Here is a 16,308-nt window from a genome sequence, read left to right as displayed (position 1 = left end):
TCCCTATTCTTCACTGCCATGGACAAGCGGCAGCACCAGCACCACCAGCACGGCGGCCCGGACGACGGCTTACCCGACCACATCACCCAGGACGCGGTGGTCGTCGTACCCGGGATCATGGGCAGTACCCTGCGCGACACGACGACGGGCAAGGACGTCTGGGGCATCGGCGGCGTCTCCTGGCTGCTGAAGGCCTGGACCCTGCCCTCGGGCCTGAAGTCCCTGACCGTGACCGAGGACGAGTTGGTGGGCAAGACCGGCCGCATCAAGGCGACCGGCCTCCTCAGGCATTCCGCCTGGACCCCGTACCTCGCCGGCAGCGAGCCGTACACCGACCTGGTCGACACGATCCGCACCAGCGTCGCCGACGACGCCGCGATCCTGGAGTTCGCGTACGACTGGCGGCTCCCGATCGCCGTCAACGGCCGCCTCCTGGCCGACGCGGCGCGCGTCCACCTGACCGAGTGGCGCCGCCACCCCGCCCACGCCGAGGCGCGCCGGCACCGCGTCGACCAGCGGGAGGGGCGGCTGGTCTTCGTCGCCCACTCCATGGGCGGGCTCGTCACCCGCGCGGCCCTCGACCCCGGCTACGACAGCGACCTCCAGGGCGACACCCGCGGCGTCATCACCCTCGGCACGCCCTTCCAGGGCTCGGTCAAGGCCGCCGTCATCCTCGCCACCGGCCGCGGCACGCCCGTACGGCTCCCGCACCGCAAGCTCCGGGCCATGTGCGCCACCATGCCGGGCCTGCACGACCTGCTGCCGCAGTACCGCGGCGTGCGTGCGGGGGACGACGTACGCCACCTCACGCCGAGCGACGTCGCCGGCATCGGCGGCAGTGCGGAACTGGCGCGCAACGCGGCGCGTTTCCACCACGGCCAGAAGGCCATCACCCTGCCCGGGCACCGCTCGGTCGTCGGCGTCAACCAGCCCACCTGGCAGAACCTGACGATCAGCGGCGGCGAGGTCGAGCCGCACCTCGACGGCGCCCGCCAGAACTCCGACGGCAGCTTCATCCGCGACCGGCAGGACCGCGTCCGGTACTTCCAGGTCCACGGGGACGGCACCGTCTACAAGGAATCGGCGGTCCTCACCGACATCGTCACCCACCTGCCGCTGCAACACGGGGACGTGGCCAGGGCGAAGACCGCCCTGGAAGCCGTCACCGAGATCGTCCGCGACGACGTCAACCCCGGCCCGCCCCAGGGCGAAGCCGGCTGCGGCCTGACCGCCCCGGACCTGGTGGAGGCGGGCCGCCCCTGGAAGCTCCGCCTCACCGACGTGGCCACCCTCCCGGGCCTGACCTGCCACCTCACCGACCTCGACGCCCCGTCCCGCCCGACCCCCCTCACCCCGACCTGGGAGGACGGCATCGCCACCGCCACGGCGACCGCCCCGGCCCCGGGCCTGTACCGCATCGACGTCCGCACCCCGGACGGCTTCACCATCACCCAGCTGGTCATGTCCGCCGACCCGTCGGACCCGTTGGCGGAAGCGGAGGACTGACGGGACTGACGGGACTGAGCGGACTGACGGGACCCCGCCTGCTCGGGTACGCGCGGTGTCACTGGTTCCCGATGATCCGGGACAGGCCCGCGTCGAAGAAGTTCTGAGTGCTCGTCGTCACCTCGCGGCCCAGCCGTCGTTGGCGCACCCGCGGCTTAAGCGGCGCCCTTGTCGTCGTCGGTCTGGAAGGTGATGACGTCGACTTCGTCGGTTCCCGCCAGATCCGGGTAGTGGCCCTTGAGGGCTTCCCGGAGTTCGGCTGCGGTCGTCAGCCCTTCAGCTCGGGCGTCCCGGTCGGTGAGGTCACTGACCAGGCAGTGCCTGATGCCGGTCACCTCTGCCGACAGGACGACTTCAGGGTCGCTCTCGAACACCAGCCGTGCCGGGCCGAGCTGCGCCGGGTCCCGGAAGCGGGTGGTCTTGGTCTTGGCGCCGGAGCGGACGACTTCGAGGTAGCGCGGGTTGAACCGAATGATCGGGGGACCGGCCGTCTCGGGGTCTTGGTAGAGCAACGGGTCGAGACCGTTCATGCCCGCCTCCGGGGTCCATCGCTGAGCCAGCGGCATCAGGTCGGCGGCGAGTACGGACCTGAGCCCCGCGGGGGTGGGCACGATGACGCGCATGGTGGGGTAGTGGTCCACGAAGACCTGCCGATCGCGCCCGCACGGGCCGATGACCCCGCGCCCGTGGTTTCCCACGGCGACGATGCAGCGCATCTGGCGGGCGCCCTGGGCCCGCGCAGCTCCCAGAGCCACGAGCTCGGCGCAGGGCCCGCCGGTGAAGTGGTAGAGGTTCACGCCGGCGAACATCCGGTAGTCGGCGGCCATGACCGCGGCACCCACCGTGTGGATCCCGTCTTCATCGGGCCCGGCGTCGGTATGCGCGTCTATGGTGCGGCGTGCCAGCTCCACGAGCTCACGCTCGTCGTCATCGAGAGCTCGTACAGATGACGGGACGTACATCCTTTTGACCTTCTCTTCCTTCAGCAGTCGCCCAAGAGCATTCCACGCCACGCAGGCGGGCTCCACAGGGTTTCGGCTTGCCTTGGCCGGACCCTTGGAGGAGAGCATCGTCAGGGGCCGTCCGCCGGAAGGCGAAGCGCGCTGTCGTAGGGGCCGGGCGGGATGCGGAGGGTGGCGGTGTCGTGGTCGCCGAAGTGCGGCCACGTCGTGTACCCGGCGGCGCCGTCCCCCCCCGTCGGCGACGTGGTCGGCCCGCTCCGGGCCGTGGTCTGACCGCTGTTCCGAGTCCTCGGCCGGCGTCAGCCCGGGGGGACCAGGCGGTTCTCGTGGGCGAAGACCACGGCCTGGATCCGGTCGCGGAGTTCCAGCTTGAGCAGGATCCGCCCCAGATGGGACTTCACGGTCGCCTCCGCGAGGTACAGGGCGGCCGCGATCTCGGCGTTGGACAGGCCGCGACCGACCTCGACGAGCACCTCCCGCTCCCGTGCGCTGAGCCGGTCCAGCCGCTCGTCGCGGACTGCGGTGCCCCCGTCGGCCAGGTGCGGACGGAAGTCCTCCAGCAGGCGCCGGGTGATCCGCGGGGAGAGCACCGCGTCGCCCGCCGCGACGTTGCGGATCGCGGTGAGCAGCTCCTCGGGCCGGGTGTTCTTCAGCAGGAAGCCCGAGGCCCCGGCGCCGAGCGCGGCGAAGGCGTACGCGTCCACGTCGAAGGTGGTCAGGACCAGCACCTTGCTCCCCGGGGAGACCTCGACGACCTGCCGGGTCGCCTCGATCCCGTCCGTCCCGGGCATCCGGACGTCCATCAGTACGACGTCGGGCCGCAGCTCCCGGGAGAGGCGGACGGCCTGGGCGCCGTCTGCGGCCTCGCCGACCGGCGCCATGTCGGGCTGGGCCTCCAGGACCGTGCCGAAGGCCATCCGGAGCAGCGCCTCGTCGTCGGCGATCACGATGCGGATCGTCATGCGGCGCCCGTCCCGCCGCTGTTGAGCAGGAGCCGGGTCCGCACGCCCCAGCCGCCGCTCGGAAGCGGTCCGGCCCGCAGCGTCCCCCCGTAGGCGGCCGCGCGCTCGCGCATGCCGGGGATGCCGTGGCCGGACGGTGCGGCGGCGGGAGGCGCCGGCCGGGGGCCGCTGTCGGTTACCTCCACGCCGACGCTCCCGGCCGAGCACTCGACCAGGACCGTCGCGCGGGTGCCGGCGGGGGTGTGCTTGAGGGTGTTGGTCAACGCTTCCTGCACCAGGCGGTAGACGGTGAGTTGTGCGGTGGCCGGCACATGGGCGTGGCCGCCGCGGACCTCCAGGCCGGTCGGCAGCCCGGCGACGGCCATCTGGTCGGCGAGCGCCTCCAGCCGGGCGATGCCGGGCAGCGGGTGGCGCTCGGCGTCCGGCTCGTCGGGCCGCAGGACGCCCAACGAGCGCCGCATGTCGGTGAGGGCCTGCCGGCCCGTCTCGGAGATCTGCAGCATCGCGGCGGTGGCCCGGTCCGGGGACCTGTGCTGCGCGTACACGGCGGCGTCGGTGAGCGCGACCATGACGGACAGGTTGTGGGTGACGATGTCGTGCATCTCGCGGGTGATCCGGGCCCGCTCCTCGGCGACGGCCAGCAGCGCCTGCTGCTCCTGGTGCAGCGCCAGCCGTTCGGCCCGCTCCTGTACGGCGGCGAGGTAGGCCCGGCCGGTCCGCACGTTCACCCCGAGGACGGCGGCGGCGACCACCGTCGCGGTGAGCGCGACGAACGGGGTCAGGAACGCGCCGTCCGGTGTCCAGCGCAGGCAGGCCAGCACGGCCCCGCCCTCCACGACGGCGGCGGCGAGCAGCGTGCCGCGCCGGCCCGTGTGCGCGGCCGCCGTGTACAGGGCCACCAGCAGGGCGATGTCCGCGGTCAGTTGGACGTCCGCCAGCCACTGGACGAAGGCCGCGGCCACGACGGCGGCGAACACCGCGAGCGGAGCCCGGCGCCGCCCCACCAGGGGCAGCGCCAGGGCGGCGGTGAGCGCCGCCGCCACCGGCAGCCCCCGGGCCGGGTACGTGGTCACGACGTTGAGCAGGAGCAGCGCCGGCAGCACCGAGTCCCACACCAGGGGTGGTACCCGGTCCTGGTGGCGCACCGTCACACCTCTCCGCCGATCGGTCGTCGTGGCGGCCCGGCCGGGGCCGCCACCGCGTACAGCCGCAGCCTAGGCCGCGGGTCCGCGCCGCACATGAGCCCGGCGTCGGAGGTCAATGTGCCGGGGTACGACCACAGGAGGAGACGGACACCTCCCGTGGTCGCAGGCCGGCCGCCGGTCCGGGGTGCCCGGTTGCCACTGCGGTCGCAGTCGGCGGCGACCCGGGGCCGATGCGGCGGCGCGGGCCCGGCGCCGAGCATGGCCGGGTGACCGAAACCATCCCGGGGCTGTTCTGTCCCTTCCGGAAGTCCTCGTCCTGCTGGGCGCCGTCGCGCTGCTGGTGGCGCGCTGGCTCCCTCCGGCCGCCCGCCGGCCCGTCACCGTCGTGGCGGGGGCGGTCCTCGTACCGTCGGCGATCGTGCTGGGCATCGTGGGGATCCGGTGGCAGATGCTGCCGGTCCTGGCCGGCGCCGCCGTCGCCTCGGCGTTCGCCCTCCCGCCCCTGCTGCGGCGCGGTGCCGGCCGACCGGCGTGGCGGGCCCGCTGGTGGCTGGCCCTGCCGGGATCGCTGGCCTGCGCCGGCCTGATCGCCACCGGCCCGGTGGCCGCCTGGGCCTTCCCCGTGCCCGTCTTCCCCGAGCCGACGGGCGCCTTCGCGGTCGGCACCCGGGTGGTGCAGTGGACCGACCCGCTCCGCCCCGAGAGCTTCACCGCCGATCCGGACGACCGGCGCACGGTCGTGGTCCAGCTCTGGTACCCGGCGCGGAAGAGCCCTGCGGGCGTCCCTCGGGCCCAGTACCTGGGACGCACGGAGGGCGAGGCGCGGACCGTCTCGGAGGCCCTCGCCGGCGGGGTCGGCCTGCCCGGTTTCCTGGTCGACGGCGTCCCGAGGGCCCGCAGCCGCGCGGTCGTCGACGCCCCGGTGGCCGGCGGGGGAGAGCGGTTCCCGGTCGTCCTCTTCTCCCCGGGGTCGGGCGGGGTGCGGTCCCAGAACACCGCCTGGGCGGAGGAGCTGGCCAGCCACGGCTACCTGGTCGCCGCCCTCGACCACCCGTACGACTCCACCGTCGTCGTCCTCGCCGGCGGCCGCACGATCCGCGCCACCACCGCCTCCTCCGGGGACCGCGACAGGGACGAGGAGCTGGCCGCCGGCTGGACCGCCGTCCGGGCCGCTGACCTCGGCTTCGTCCTCTCCCGGCTGGAGCGGCTGGACCGCGGTGAGACCGCCGACCCGCTGACCGGACGCCTGGACACCGGCCGCGCCGCGGTGGCCGGCCACTCCCTGGGCGGAGCCGCCGCCCTGCAGGCGGCCCGGCAGGACCGCCGGTTCGACGCCGTCGTCGACCTGGACGGCTACCCCCACGGCCCCACCGCGCCCGCCCTCGAGCAGCCGGCGCTCGCGCTCACCCAGGAGATCACCGCCGGCACCGACCCGCGCTACCTGCCCCGGCTCACCGAGGCCCTCGAGCACAGCACCGCGACGAGCTACCGGCTCACCGTCCCCGGCGCCGGGCACCTCACCTTCATGGACGGCCCGCTCTACCTGCCGCCGGTGCCCTCGATCGTCGGCACACTGGGCCGCACCGAGAGCCCGCGCGTCGTCGCCGCGGCCACCCTCGCCTTTCTGGACGCCGCTCTGCGAGGCCGCCCCGGCGACCCGGCCGACATCCTCCGGGCCTACGGCACGGTCTCGTCGTCATCCGGGGCTCGGGGAACTGCGACGCCAACCCCGTGATCGGCCTTGCGCGCGTGCTGGGCCATCCACGGGTTCGGCCTCGAAGTTCCCCGGGCCCCGGAGCTGTCGGGCCGATCGTGTGACCGTCGTTTGATCCGCTCGTTCTTCCCGGTGCGGGGCGGGGAGAACGCGGTGATCTGCCGGACGCGGAGTGGGAACGCTTGCGGCCGTTCCTGCCGGTGAGGAACGGCCGGTGCGGGCGGTGGCGTGATCACCGGAGGGTTTCGAGGGGACTCTGCACCGGGTCCGGACCGGGGTTCACCGGCGCGATCCCGAGCGGGCGAGGGCGATGGCGCCCGGCAGGCCGTCGGTGACCGGGTAGGGGGTCAGGTCCCAGCCGGAGAGGCGCGCGGCGAGGCGGTCCAGGAGGGGGCCTCGGGGGCCGATCAAGCCGCCTGCCGTCACCAGCGGTTCGCCCCGGCGGGGGCGGAGTGCCGCGGCGCTTTCGGTCAGCAGATCGGCGGCTTCGTCGAGGATCCGCTCCGCGACGGGGTCACCGTCCGCCGCCGCGCCGAACACCACGGGGCAGAGCCGGGCCAGTCGGGCGGGTTCGGACGCGGCACGTGCGCCGTCGATCAGCACGTAACGCAGGGCGGCCGGGTCCGCCCCCGGGGCCGCGGCGGGTGCCGGCGCGGCACCGAACGCTGCGGCCAGGCGGGGCAGCAGTACGGTGGCGGGCCCGCGGCCGTCCAGGGCGCGCAGGGCGCGGCGGATGCCCTCCCGGGCGATCCAGAAGCCGCTGCCGTCGTCTCCGGTGAGCCACCCGCAGCCGTCCGCGGCGGCGGCCAGCCTGTGGCCGCGGATCCGGACCGCGGCCGCGCCCGTTCCGGCGACCAGCGCCAGGCCGTCCGGCGGTGTCCCGGGAGCCGCGGCGAAGGCCACCTCGGAATCGGCCATGACGTGCACGCGTGGGGTCCGTACGCCGTGACGCGCGAGCGCGGCGTGCAGGGCCCGGCGTGCCGGGCCGTGGCCGCTGTCGCCCGCCCGCCCACCCGCCCCGCCCGGGATGCCGGCTCCGGCGAAGCCCGCGACGACGCACGTCACCCGCGCCGCCCGGCCTTCGGGCAGGACTCCGCCGATGGCGTGCGCCAGGCGCTCCTCCAGGAGCGGTTCAGGGACCGAGCGGGCGTTGCCGGCACCGGCCGATGCCGTGGCGAGCAGCGGGCCGCCGTCCGTGGCGGCGACGGCCGCCCGCAGTCCGCTGCCCCCCGCGTCGATGCCGAGCACCAGCGTCATCCGCGCCATCCGCTGGTCACCTGGTCACCTCCATGGCCTGCGCCGGTGGTTGCCGCTGCCTCCGGGGCCTGGGCGCGGTAGGCCGTACGGCTTCCTGGGTGGCCGCCTTCGCCTCGGCGGTACGAGCGTACGTGCGTTGCGGGCGCCATGGCGATGGAGAGCACGTCGAGGACGGTCATCCGGGCGTGCCGGGCGAGGACGACCAGGGAGGCGTGGTCGCCGCCGACGCGGCCGGACCCGTCGAGGCCGTCGGCCCCCGGACCGGCTGTGGCGAACGCCCTGCGACCGCAGAAGCCTTTCCCCGGTACGACTGATCCACCCGCCCGGGTGGATCACCATTCGGCGGCGGCCCGGCGGGGGTTCCCCGCCCCTATAAAGAGGGTGGTTTCGCCCCCTGGCCGTCTGACTGATGGGTCGTCATTCCATGCTGAACGCCGTTCTGCGCCTCGCCGCCACCACCTTCCTCCTGTCCGCCGCCCTCACACCGTCCGCCGCGGCCGCGCCGGCGGCGGCGGACGGGGACACGACGGCCCCCTGCGGTCCGGTCGTGGAGTACCGGGCCTGGGACTGGTGGCGCACCACGACGAACACGCAGATCGCCCGTAACGTGGCGGCCACCGCTTCCGGTGAGCGCTGGCAGTGGCGTGAGGACGTGAACACCTTGTGGCGCGGCGACACGAGGGAGAACGTCGAGGAGATCTTCAAGGCCGGCTTCACCCCGCGCGGGGACCAGCTCATTCCGCTGGCCGAGTACATCGTCAAGGGCGGCGGCCAGCTCAGCGCCCACCTCAGCACCAGCTGCGACGAGAGCGTCGCCAAGCGGTTCGCGACGTACGGGGCGGAGAAGACCGGCTGGGTCTACGAGATCTACGCGCCGGGCGGCATCGACGTGAACGCCACGGCGCAGGTGAACAACTACCAGTCGCCGTACCTGTGGAACAAGGAGATCGACTTTCCCGGCGGCGTGCGGGGCAACTTCATCAAGGGGGCGTGCAAGTACCGCCTGACGGGCACCGACCCGGTGACCAACGAGAAGACCTGGCAGCAGCTCGGCTGCAAGGACAACGCGGACTTCGCCCCCTACAAGTCCGCGCCGGGCGCGTACAAGCTGGCCGGCTGACATGGCCTCGGGGTGAAGCGGGAGCCCGCAGCCCGGGACGCCCGCCCGTCGTCACCTCCGCGCTTCACTCAGAGGGCCGCTCCAGGGTGGTGCCACGGAAGCAGCACCGGGTCTCGTGGGTCCGGACCGACCGCGCCGTCATGAACAGGGTCGACCTCCGCGACGCCGCCGCGGTCCAGATCGCCCCGGGCATCGAGGCCCTCAAAGGAGCCACGATCAGCACGACCCAGCTGTCCGACCTCGCACCCGCCCTGGCCCGGCAAGCCGGAATCACCGTCAAGGACGACTGAGCACCTGCTTCCGGTGATCCGGACCCCGGACCGGCGCGGCCACGGCGCGGCCGTCCGGCCTCTCCACGCAGGAGACCGGCATCAGCGACGGCTTCCGGTCGCGCGGGTACTCACGCGCGTGTGAGGACGTACTGGTAGTCCACCCCGTGAAACGTGATGCCGCCGGTCAGCTCGGTGACCCGGGTCGTGGCACCGGTACATCCGGCCGTGGCGAGTGTCGGGCCCCACGGGGTCTCGAACCGGATCCGGCTCCTGCCGGGAAGGTCTTCCAGCAGAGTCGGGGCGGAGGTCACGGCGTCGTCCGAGAGGGCCGGGTGGGAGAACTCCGTGCGGACGAGGCCGTTGGGGGCCGCCCCTCCGGAGGACTGCGGAGTGAGCCTCATGGCGATGGGCGAGGCGCCTCCGGCCACGGTCAGCGTGCCGCCGAAAGCAGTGTCAGCAGTGCCCTCGGCCGTGGCGAGGTAGTCCGTGAGCAGGGTCTCACCGCAGGTGCCGGAGACGCCCGCACCCCCGGACCTGTGATCCACGGCATGCGAGGAGGCGACCGTGAGCAGGACGGCCGTGGCAGTCAGGACGATGAAGGCGAGACCACGCGTGCGATTCATGCCCCGCCAACGATCCGAGGGCGTGATCGTTTCGGTCCGTGCGGGTGGATGTGGAACGACGTACCCCCGCGGCTGAGCACCCACGCGATCCCTGCCCGAGGGCAGTTGACATGGGGGGCGATTCATCCGCGTTGACGCCTCGATGGGCACATGTAATGTGCAGGGAGTTGGGTGATCGTTCGACGCGTCGCCCCAGGTCGGCGCGGATCCTACGAGCCTCCTGGGCGCCGCGGTTCACAGGAAACGGGGGTACGGCCATGAGCCGGATACCGAGGTGTTGTCGTTATTGGCACGGCGGGGGGAGAGACGGCGCCATCAGCAGACGGGACGAGCCGCGGCACGACGGGTGACGCGATGACCGAATCACTGCTGAACGCCCTGCGCGCCCGCCGGACCCTCCCGCGCCCGGCCGTGTCCGCCCTGATCCTGCTCAACCTCACCTGGCTGGTGCTCCTGCTCACGGGCACCGACGCCGGACCCGCCGCATGGGCCTGTGGAGCCGCCCTCGCGCTGGTCTTCCTCGCCGTGCCGTGGGTGTCGGACCTCGGCGAGGAACAGGACGCCCCGAGCCGGGGGGCGCACCTCTGGGTGGCCGGGGTGACCGTCATGGCGGTCGGGCTGGTCCTCACCGACGGCGAGAACGCCACGGTGATGCTCTCCTACCCCGCCATCGTCTCCGTCTGGATCTGCCGGCCGGCCCGGGCGCGCGCCGTCTGGTCCGTCCTGCTCGCCCTGCTCGGGACGGGGCTGTGGTTCGTGGAGGGAGCCGACCCGGGAACCGCGGCGGCCCTGTTCGGGGCCGCGGTGGCCGTCGCCATGAACCACATCCTGCGCGCGGCCGTCGCCCGGGCGCGCGAAGCCCGGATCGCACAGCGGGAACTGGTCTCGGCCTCCCGCGGGATGGAACGCCACCGCCTGCTGCGCGAGGTCCACGACATCGTCGGCCAGGAGCTCACGCTCATCGCCATGGAGGCCGAGCGGGCCCAGGCGCACCCCGGGCCGGCACCGGCCGGTGACGGCCGCGACGGCATCCAGTCGGTGAGCGCGCGGGCCCGCACCCTGCTCTCCCGCATGGAATCGGAGCTGCTGTCCCTGCGCGGAACCTCCTTCGCGGAGGAGCGCAGGCGCGCGGAGGACGCCTGCGCGGCCGCCGGACTGTCGCTCACCGTACGGTGCGAGGTACCCGGCGGGCACCTCGCACCGCAGGCCGACCAGGTCCTGGGCTGTGTCCTGAGGGAGGCGATGACCAACGTGCTCCGGCACGCCCCCGGCGCGCGCTCCTTCCGGTTCTCGGTCTCCGAGGACCCCCGGGGCATCGGGTTCACCGCCGTCGACGACGGCGGCTCCGCTCCGCCGCCGCATTTCGGCATGGGCCTGGCCGGCCTGCGCGACCGGCTGACGGAGATCGGCGGCGAACTCGACGCGGACGTCACGCCCGACGGCCACTTCGCCCTCACCGGGTACATCCCCCGGACCATCCGGACCGAGTCCCCCGAGGAGGCACTGTGAGCACGCCGGTCGCGGGCGGCGGCACGCCGCCGGGCATCCGCATCGTCGTCGTGGACGACCACCGCATGGTCCTCGGCAGTCTCGCCGCGGCCCTGCACGCCACGGAGGGCTTCGAGGTCGTCGCCGCGGTCAGCCGCAGCGAGGACGTGGTGCCGGCCGTGCTCAAACACCGGCCCACGGTGGTCCTGCTGGACTACGGGCTGCCGGGCCGGGACGGCATGGCGCTCCTCGGCGACATCCGCGCGGTCCATCCCGCGTGCCGGGTCGCCATGATGACGGCCATGCGGCAGCGGTCCGTCGTGCGCGACGCCATCGCCCGCGGGGCGCTCGCCGTCATGTCCAAGAGCGCTCCGCTGTCCCAGCTCATCACCACCCTGCGGGGGGTGGCGGCCGGGCAGCTCACCCTGGACGAGGAGGTGCTGCCCTGGGTCACGCAGGCCGGCGACTGCCTGCTCAACGAGCGCGAGCGCGACGTGCTGCGGGTCGTGGCCACGGGCGCGTCCATCGGCGAGATCGCCGCCGAACTGAGCCTGGCCCAGGGGACGGTGCGCAACGTGGCCTCCAGCGCGATCAAGAAGCTGGGGGCGCGCAACCGGTACGACGCGACGCGCATCGCGGCCGAGCAGGGCTGGCTCTGACCTGACGGGGGTGGGCACGGCTGTCGGCCGCCGCCCACCCCCACCGGTTCACGCCCGCGACCAGCTGAGCGGCAGGCGCGCCGATCCGCTCAGGAAGTTGGAGTAGACGGGGCTGACCGGTCCGGCCGCCTCCATCGTCCCCACCAGGGTCCGCAGCCCGTCGAGCAGCGTCCCGATCTCGACCCGTGCCAGGTACGCGCCGAGGCAGAAGTGGGAGCCGTACGCGAAGGACACGTGCCGGTTCGGGGTCCTGGCCAGGTCGAAGCGGTCCGGCCGGTCGAAGACCCGCTCGTCGTGGTTGGCGGAGACGTTCCACACGGTGACGATGTCGCCGGCCGCGATGGCCCGCTCCCGCAGGACCACGTCCGCCGCCGCGGTCCGGCCGGCGTGCAGCGCCGGGGAGGTCCAGCGCAGCACCTCCTCCACCGCGGACCGCGTGGACACCTCCCCGGCGCGCAGCAGCCGCCACTGCCCGGGATGCGCGAGGAGCGCCCGGACCGCGCCGATCATCGACAGCCTGGTCGTCTCGTCGCCGCCGAGGATCAGGCTGTAGCAGTTGAGGACGATCTCCTCGTCGGTCAGCGGCTCGCCGCCCGGGCGGAAGCCGGCCAGCGCGCTGATCACGTCGTCGCCGGGGGCGTCCCGGCGCCGCGCGGCCAGGTCGGCGAAGAACAGCAGGATGTCGTTGCGCGCGAGCCAGGCCTCGTCCGGGCCGGCGTCCGCGTGCTCGGAGCCGAGCGCGGCGGAGGTGAGGGCGAGCAGTTCGTCGCGGTCCGCCCCGGGTACGCCGAGCAGGTCGCAGATGGCACGCAGCGGGATCCGCGCCGCGACGTCCCGGGCGAAGTCGCAGCCGCCCCGTTCGAGGGCCTCCTCCAGCAGGGCCGCGGTGGCGGTCCGCACGCTGCGTACGACGCCGTCCAGTGCACGCGGCGAGAAGGACTTCATCAGGGCGGTGCGCAGCCGCGCGTGGCGGGGGCCGTCGGTCACGGCCAGCATGCTGCCGCCCGCCGAGTCGCCGCCCGCGAGGAGGGTGTCGAGGACGTTGCCGCGGTCGGAGCGGAAGGTCCGCGCGTCCCGGTACACGGCCGACACGTCCTCGTGCCGGGTCACCACCCAGAAGCCCGGCCTGCCGTCGCGGGGCGGCTGCCAGTGCACGGGATCCTCGTCGCGCAGGGTGCGCCAGACCCCGGTGAGGTCCTGCTCGGCGTGCAGGACCGGGTCGGACAGGTCGAGGCCGGGGCCGGCGGGCAGGTGCCGCGGCGCGTCTCCGCGTACGGGCTGCCGCAGGCCGGTCATCGGCGGGCCTCGCCGGGGAGCGTCGCGGCGGCGTGCGTGACGTGCTCCAGGCAGTCCGCGCGGCCGGCGGGCCCGTGGAGCGCCCGCCAGCCCTGCGGGGCGGGGACGAAGGCGGGCCACAGGGCCGGGCGGCCGGTGCCGTCGCACAGTACGAGGAACCGGCCGTCCTCGTCGTCGAAGGTGTTCCTCATCGGGCGGTGCTTCCTTCCTTGCGACGCGCTGCGCGGGCCAGGCCGCGCGGGGTGCAGCCGGCGAGCGCGTCGCGCGGGCCGATGCCGAACCCGGCCCGGCGGGCCAGGGTGATCAGTTGGACGAGGCGGATGCTGTTGCCGCCGATGCCGAAGAAGTCGTCGTCCGGGCCGGTGCCCGGGACGCCGAGCACCTCGTCGAAGAGCGCGGCGAGCACGGCGAGGTCGGGGTCGGGGGTGTCGCCGGCCCCGTCCGGGGCGGTCTCGCCGGGGGCGCCCTCGTGGCGGTGCTCCAGCAGGGCCGCGCGGTCCAGCTTGCCGTTCGCGGTCAGCGGCAGGGCGTCCCACAGGTGGTACTCCGCGGGCACGAGATGGCCGGGCAGCAGCGTGCCCAGGTACCGCCTCAGCTCCGCGGCGTCCACGCCGGGAGCTCCCGGCCGGGTGGCGAGATGGGCGGCCAGCACCCGGTCGCCGGAGGGTTCGGGGCGGGCGGTGACCGCGGCCTGTGCGACGGCCGGGTGCGTGCGCAGCGCGGCTTCCACCTCGCCCGGCTCGACCCGGAAGCCGCGGACCTTGACCTGGTCGTCGCCGCGGCCCTCGTAGGCGAGCTTCCCGTCCTCGGTCCAGCGGGCCCGGTCGCCGGTGCGGTACATGAGGGAGCCGGGCGGACCGCAGGGATCGGGTACGAAGCGCTGCGCGGTCAGGGCGGGCCGCCCCAGGTAGCCGAGGGCGACGCCGCGGCCCGCCACGTAGAGGTCGCCCGTCATGCCGGGCGGCAGCGGCTGGAGTCCGGGGCCGAGCACGGCCACCCGTGTTCCCCGTACGGGACGGCCGATCAGCGGGGCGGCGGTGCCGGACAACGGCCCGTGCAGGGTCGCCGCCACGGTGGACTCGGTCGGACCGTACGCGTTGATCATGCGTCGGCCGCGCGACCAGAGGGCCACGAGGTCGCCGGAGCAGGCGTCGCCGCCGACGATCAGGGTGGCGAGTGCGGGCAGCGGCGCGTCGGCCGGCAGCGTCGCCAGGACGGCCGGCGGGATGAGGGTGTGGGTGACGCGCGCGGCGGCGAGCAGGTCGGCGAGGGTCTCCCCGACCAGGGTGGCGCCCGCGGGCGGGATGACGAGGGTGGCGCCCGCGGAGAAGGCCAGCACGCTCTCCAGGACCGCGGCGTCGAAGCTGGGGGAGGAGAACTGCAGGACCCGTGCGGCGGAGTCGGCGGCGCAGCGGTCGAGGAGGGTGGCGGCCAGGTCCGCCAGACCCCGGTGGGGGACGACGACGCCCTTCGGGTCGCCGGTCGACCCCGAGGTGTAGATGACGTACGCGGGCGCCTCGGGGTCCGCGTCGGGAGGCGGCGCCACGGCCGTCGCCGCGGTGGCGTCGAACGCCGCCGGGTCCACGAGGACGCGGCCGCACGCCGCGTCGGCGGGCAGGGACGGCAGGGTCTCGGCGCTGACCACGGCCAGGGCCGGTGCGGCGTCGCGGACCATGTACCGCACCCGCGCCGCCGGATAGCACGGGTCCACCGGCAGGTAGGCGGCGCCCGTGCGCAGCACGGCGAGCTGGGCGACGGTCATGGCGCGCGAGCGGGGCAGCAGCAGGGCGACGACCGCGCCGGGCCCGGCGCCGGCGGCGGAGAGCCGGCGGGCGAACCGCTCGGCGGCCGCGTCGAGCTGCGCGTACGTCAGGTCGCCCTCGGGGGAGGACAGCGCGACGGCCCCGGGGGTGGCGGCGGCGTACCGGGCCACGGCGGAGGCCAGGGTCAGCGGCGGCGCGCCGGGCTCCGGCTCCGCGGCGGGAGGGCTCTCGACGGCGCCGGGCAGGGCCAGCAGGCCGACGGGCCGCTCCGGGTGCTCGGCGAACTCCGTCAGGGCCGCTTCCAGGCAGTCCAGCAGCCGTTCCGGAGCCAGGTGGCCGAGCGCCCCCGGGCGGTGGTCCAGGCGCAGGGCGAGGCGGTCGCCCGGGACCACGGAGAAGCCGGCGGCGTAGTGGTTGGCGTCGTGCGAGACCGACGACTCCAGGCGCAGCCCCGGTACGAGCACGTCGAACTCGGCGGCGGCCAGCGGCGCGCGCTCGACGACGGCGACCGTGTCGAAGAGCGGCCCGCACCCGGCGATGCGCTGGACATCGGCGGGGCCGAACTCCGCCGACCAGGGCGCCAGCTCGTCCAGCCGGTCCTGGACCCCGGTCACCAGCTCCGTCCAGGACCGGGCCGGGTCCACCGCCACCGGGACGGGCTGGAGCGTCGCGTGGGCGCCGATCGGGGGCTCGGCGCCCCGCGTTCCGCGCCCGGCGGGCAGCCCGCCGAGGACCACGCGGTCCCGGCCGGCCGACAGTGCCTGAAGGGCGGCCCAGACGCCCTGTACGACGGCGTCCAGGGTGACCCCGGCGGCCTCGGCGCGCGCCACGACCCCGCGGCTGCGCCGCTCGTCGAGGTGGCGGGCCAGCCGCACGGGGGCGGTGGTGAGGCCGGCGCCCAGGAGCAGCGGGGAGGCGTCGGCGAGGAGCGAGCGCCAGCCCCGCTCGGCGGCCGGGCCGTCCACCGCGGCCGGAAGGGCCCCCGACCCGTGCTCCGGCTCCGGCGCGGGCAGCGCGCCCGGCTGCGCGCCCGGCTCCGGCTGTGCGCCCGGCGCGGCGGCGTACCCGGCGAACAGTTCCTTCAGCAGCCGCGGCTGCGACCACCCGTCGCACACGAGGTGGTGGTGGGTCAGGACCAGTACGGAGCGTTCCTCCCCGGTCCTGATCAGCAGGAGCCGCAGCAGCGGCGGGGCGTCCAGCGCGAAGGGCGTGTCGCGCTCCTGACGGGCGAGGCGCTCGGCCTCCTCCTCCCGCACCCGCGCGTCGAGGCCGCGCAGGTCGGTCTCCCGCCAGGGCAGGGCGAGGTCCCCGGCGGCCGCCACGACCGCCGCCGGTCCGGCGTCCCGGTGGGTGAACCCGGTGCGCAGGACGGCGTGGTGAGACAGCAGCCGGTCTCCGGCCGAGCGCAGCCGCGCCGCGTCCAGCGGCCCCTCCAGCCGGAGGACGAGCTGCAGGTTGTACAGCTCGGGGGCGTCCTGGTGGCGGCCGTAGACGAGCGTGACCAGCAGCCCGCGCTGCGCCGGGGTGAGCGGCGATGGCAT

14 protein-coding genes are annotated in these 16,308 nt (G+C 74.8%); 6 read left to right on the top strand and 8 right to left on the bottom strand.

Annotated elements, in window-relative coordinates:
* The first annotated feature begins 18 nt into the window (after positions 1-18).
* Positions 19-1,506, top strand: a complete 1,488-nt coding sequence (locus ACZ7IF_RS28870; protein ID WP_470977156.1) for a lipase/acyltransferase domain-containing protein — start codon at positions 19-21, stop codon at positions 1,504-1,506.
* Between the two features lie 155 nt (positions 1,507-1,661).
* On the opposite strand, the gene ACZ7IF_RS28865 is transcribed toward ACZ7IF_RS28870, so the two are convergent.
* From ACZ7IF_RS28865 to ACZ7IF_RS28855, 3 genes are all read right to left on the bottom strand, one after another.
* Complete coding sequence (locus tag ACZ7IF_RS28865) at positions 1,662-2,417, bottom strand: ASCH domain-containing protein (protein WP_470977153.1); 756 nt, start codon at positions 2,415-2,417, stop codon at positions 1,662-1,664.
* Positions 2,418-2,767: 350 nt separating this feature from the next.
* Complete coding sequence (locus ACZ7IF_RS28860; RefSeq protein WP_470977150.1) at positions 2,768-3,430, bottom strand: response regulator; 663 nt, start codon at positions 3,428-3,430, stop codon at positions 2,768-2,770.
* A complete protein-coding gene (locus ACZ7IF_RS28855; RefSeq protein WP_470977147.1) occupies positions 3,427-4,575 on the bottom strand; it encodes a sensor histidine kinase in 1,149 nt (382 codons plus the stop codon). The genes ACZ7IF_RS28860 and ACZ7IF_RS28855 overlap by 4 nt, the downstream gene beginning before the upstream one ends.
* A 340-nt stretch (positions 4,576-4,915) precedes the next feature.
* Between ACZ7IF_RS28855 and ACZ7IF_RS28850 the strand changes: the two genes are divergently transcribed.
* On the top strand, positions 4,916-6,310 hold the full coding sequence (locus tag ACZ7IF_RS28850) for an alpha/beta hydrolase family protein (RefSeq protein WP_470977144.1): 1,395 nt from the start codon (positions 4,916-4,918) through the stop codon (positions 6,308-6,310).
* A gap of 258 nt (positions 6,311-6,568) precedes the next feature.
* Here the strand turns inward: ACZ7IF_RS28850 and ACZ7IF_RS28845 are convergent, their stop codons facing one another.
* Positions 6,569-7,555 carry an N-acetylglucosamine kinase gene (locus ACZ7IF_RS28845; protein ID WP_470977141.1) on the bottom strand — a complete coding sequence of 329 codons (987 nt, stop codon included), beginning with the start codon at positions 7,553-7,555 and terminating at the stop codon, positions 6,569-6,571.
* A gap of 415 nt (positions 7,556-7,970) precedes the next feature.
* Between ACZ7IF_RS28845 and ACZ7IF_RS28840 the strand changes: the two genes are divergently transcribed.
* Both ACZ7IF_RS28840 and ACZ7IF_RS28835 read left to right on the top strand, forming a co-directional pair.
* Entirely contained in the window at positions 7,971-8,666 is a 696-nt protein-coding gene (locus tag ACZ7IF_RS28840; protein WP_470977138.1) for a scabin-related ADP-ribosyltransferase, read from the top strand.
* A gap of 140 nt (positions 8,667-8,806) precedes the next feature.
* Entirely contained in the window at positions 8,807-8,956 is a 150-nt protein-coding gene (locus tag ACZ7IF_RS28835) for a hypothetical protein (RefSeq protein ID WP_470977135.1), read from the top strand.
* Between the two features lie 110 nt (positions 8,957-9,066).
* Here the strand turns inward: ACZ7IF_RS28835 and ACZ7IF_RS28830 are convergent, their stop codons facing one another.
* Positions 9,067-9,561: a hypothetical protein gene (locus tag ACZ7IF_RS28830; protein WP_470977132.1), complete on the bottom strand. Its 495-nt coding sequence runs from the start codon at positions 9,559-9,561 to the stop codon at positions 9,067-9,069.
* A gap of 354 nt (positions 9,562-9,915) precedes the next feature.
* On the opposite strand from ACZ7IF_RS28830, the gene ACZ7IF_RS28825 reads away from it, so the two are divergent.
* Positions 9,916-11,070, top strand: coding sequence for a sensor histidine kinase (locus ACZ7IF_RS28825; protein ID WP_470977129.1), 1,155 nt, complete (start codon positions 9,916-9,918; stop codon positions 11,068-11,070).
* Complete coding sequence (locus tag ACZ7IF_RS28820; protein WP_470977126.1) at positions 11,067-11,708, top strand: response regulator transcription factor; 642 nt, start codon at positions 11,067-11,069, stop codon at positions 11,706-11,708. Before ACZ7IF_RS28825 ends, ACZ7IF_RS28820 begins: the two co-directional genes overlap by 4 nt.
* 48 nt (positions 11,709-11,756) lie before the next feature.
* Here the strand turns inward: ACZ7IF_RS28820 and ACZ7IF_RS28815 are convergent, their stop codons facing one another.
* From ACZ7IF_RS28815 to ACZ7IF_RS28805, 3 genes are read right to left on the bottom strand one after another with little or no spacing between them, the layout of a single operon-like run.
* Complete coding sequence (locus ACZ7IF_RS28815) at positions 11,757-13,004, bottom strand: cytochrome P450 (protein ID WP_470977123.1); 1,248 nt, start codon at positions 13,002-13,004, stop codon at positions 11,757-11,759.
* Positions 13,001-13,195 carry an MbtH family protein gene (locus ACZ7IF_RS28810; protein ID WP_470977120.1) on the bottom strand — a complete coding sequence of 65 codons (195 nt, stop codon included), beginning with the start codon at positions 13,193-13,195 and terminating at the stop codon, positions 13,001-13,003. The genes ACZ7IF_RS28815 and ACZ7IF_RS28810 overlap by 4 nt, the downstream gene beginning before the upstream one ends.
* Positions 13,192-16,308, bottom strand: a complete 3,117-nt coding sequence (locus ACZ7IF_RS28805; RefSeq protein ID WP_470977117.1) for a non-ribosomal peptide synthetase — start codon at positions 16,306-16,308, stop codon at positions 13,192-13,194. The genes ACZ7IF_RS28810 and ACZ7IF_RS28805 overlap by 4 nt, the downstream gene beginning before the upstream one ends.

It is taken from the genome of Streptomyces sp. NPDC037421, assembly GCF_055602105.1.
Note: the sequence above shows the minus strand (reverse complement) of the source record. Positions and strands in the feature narration are given on the sequence as shown.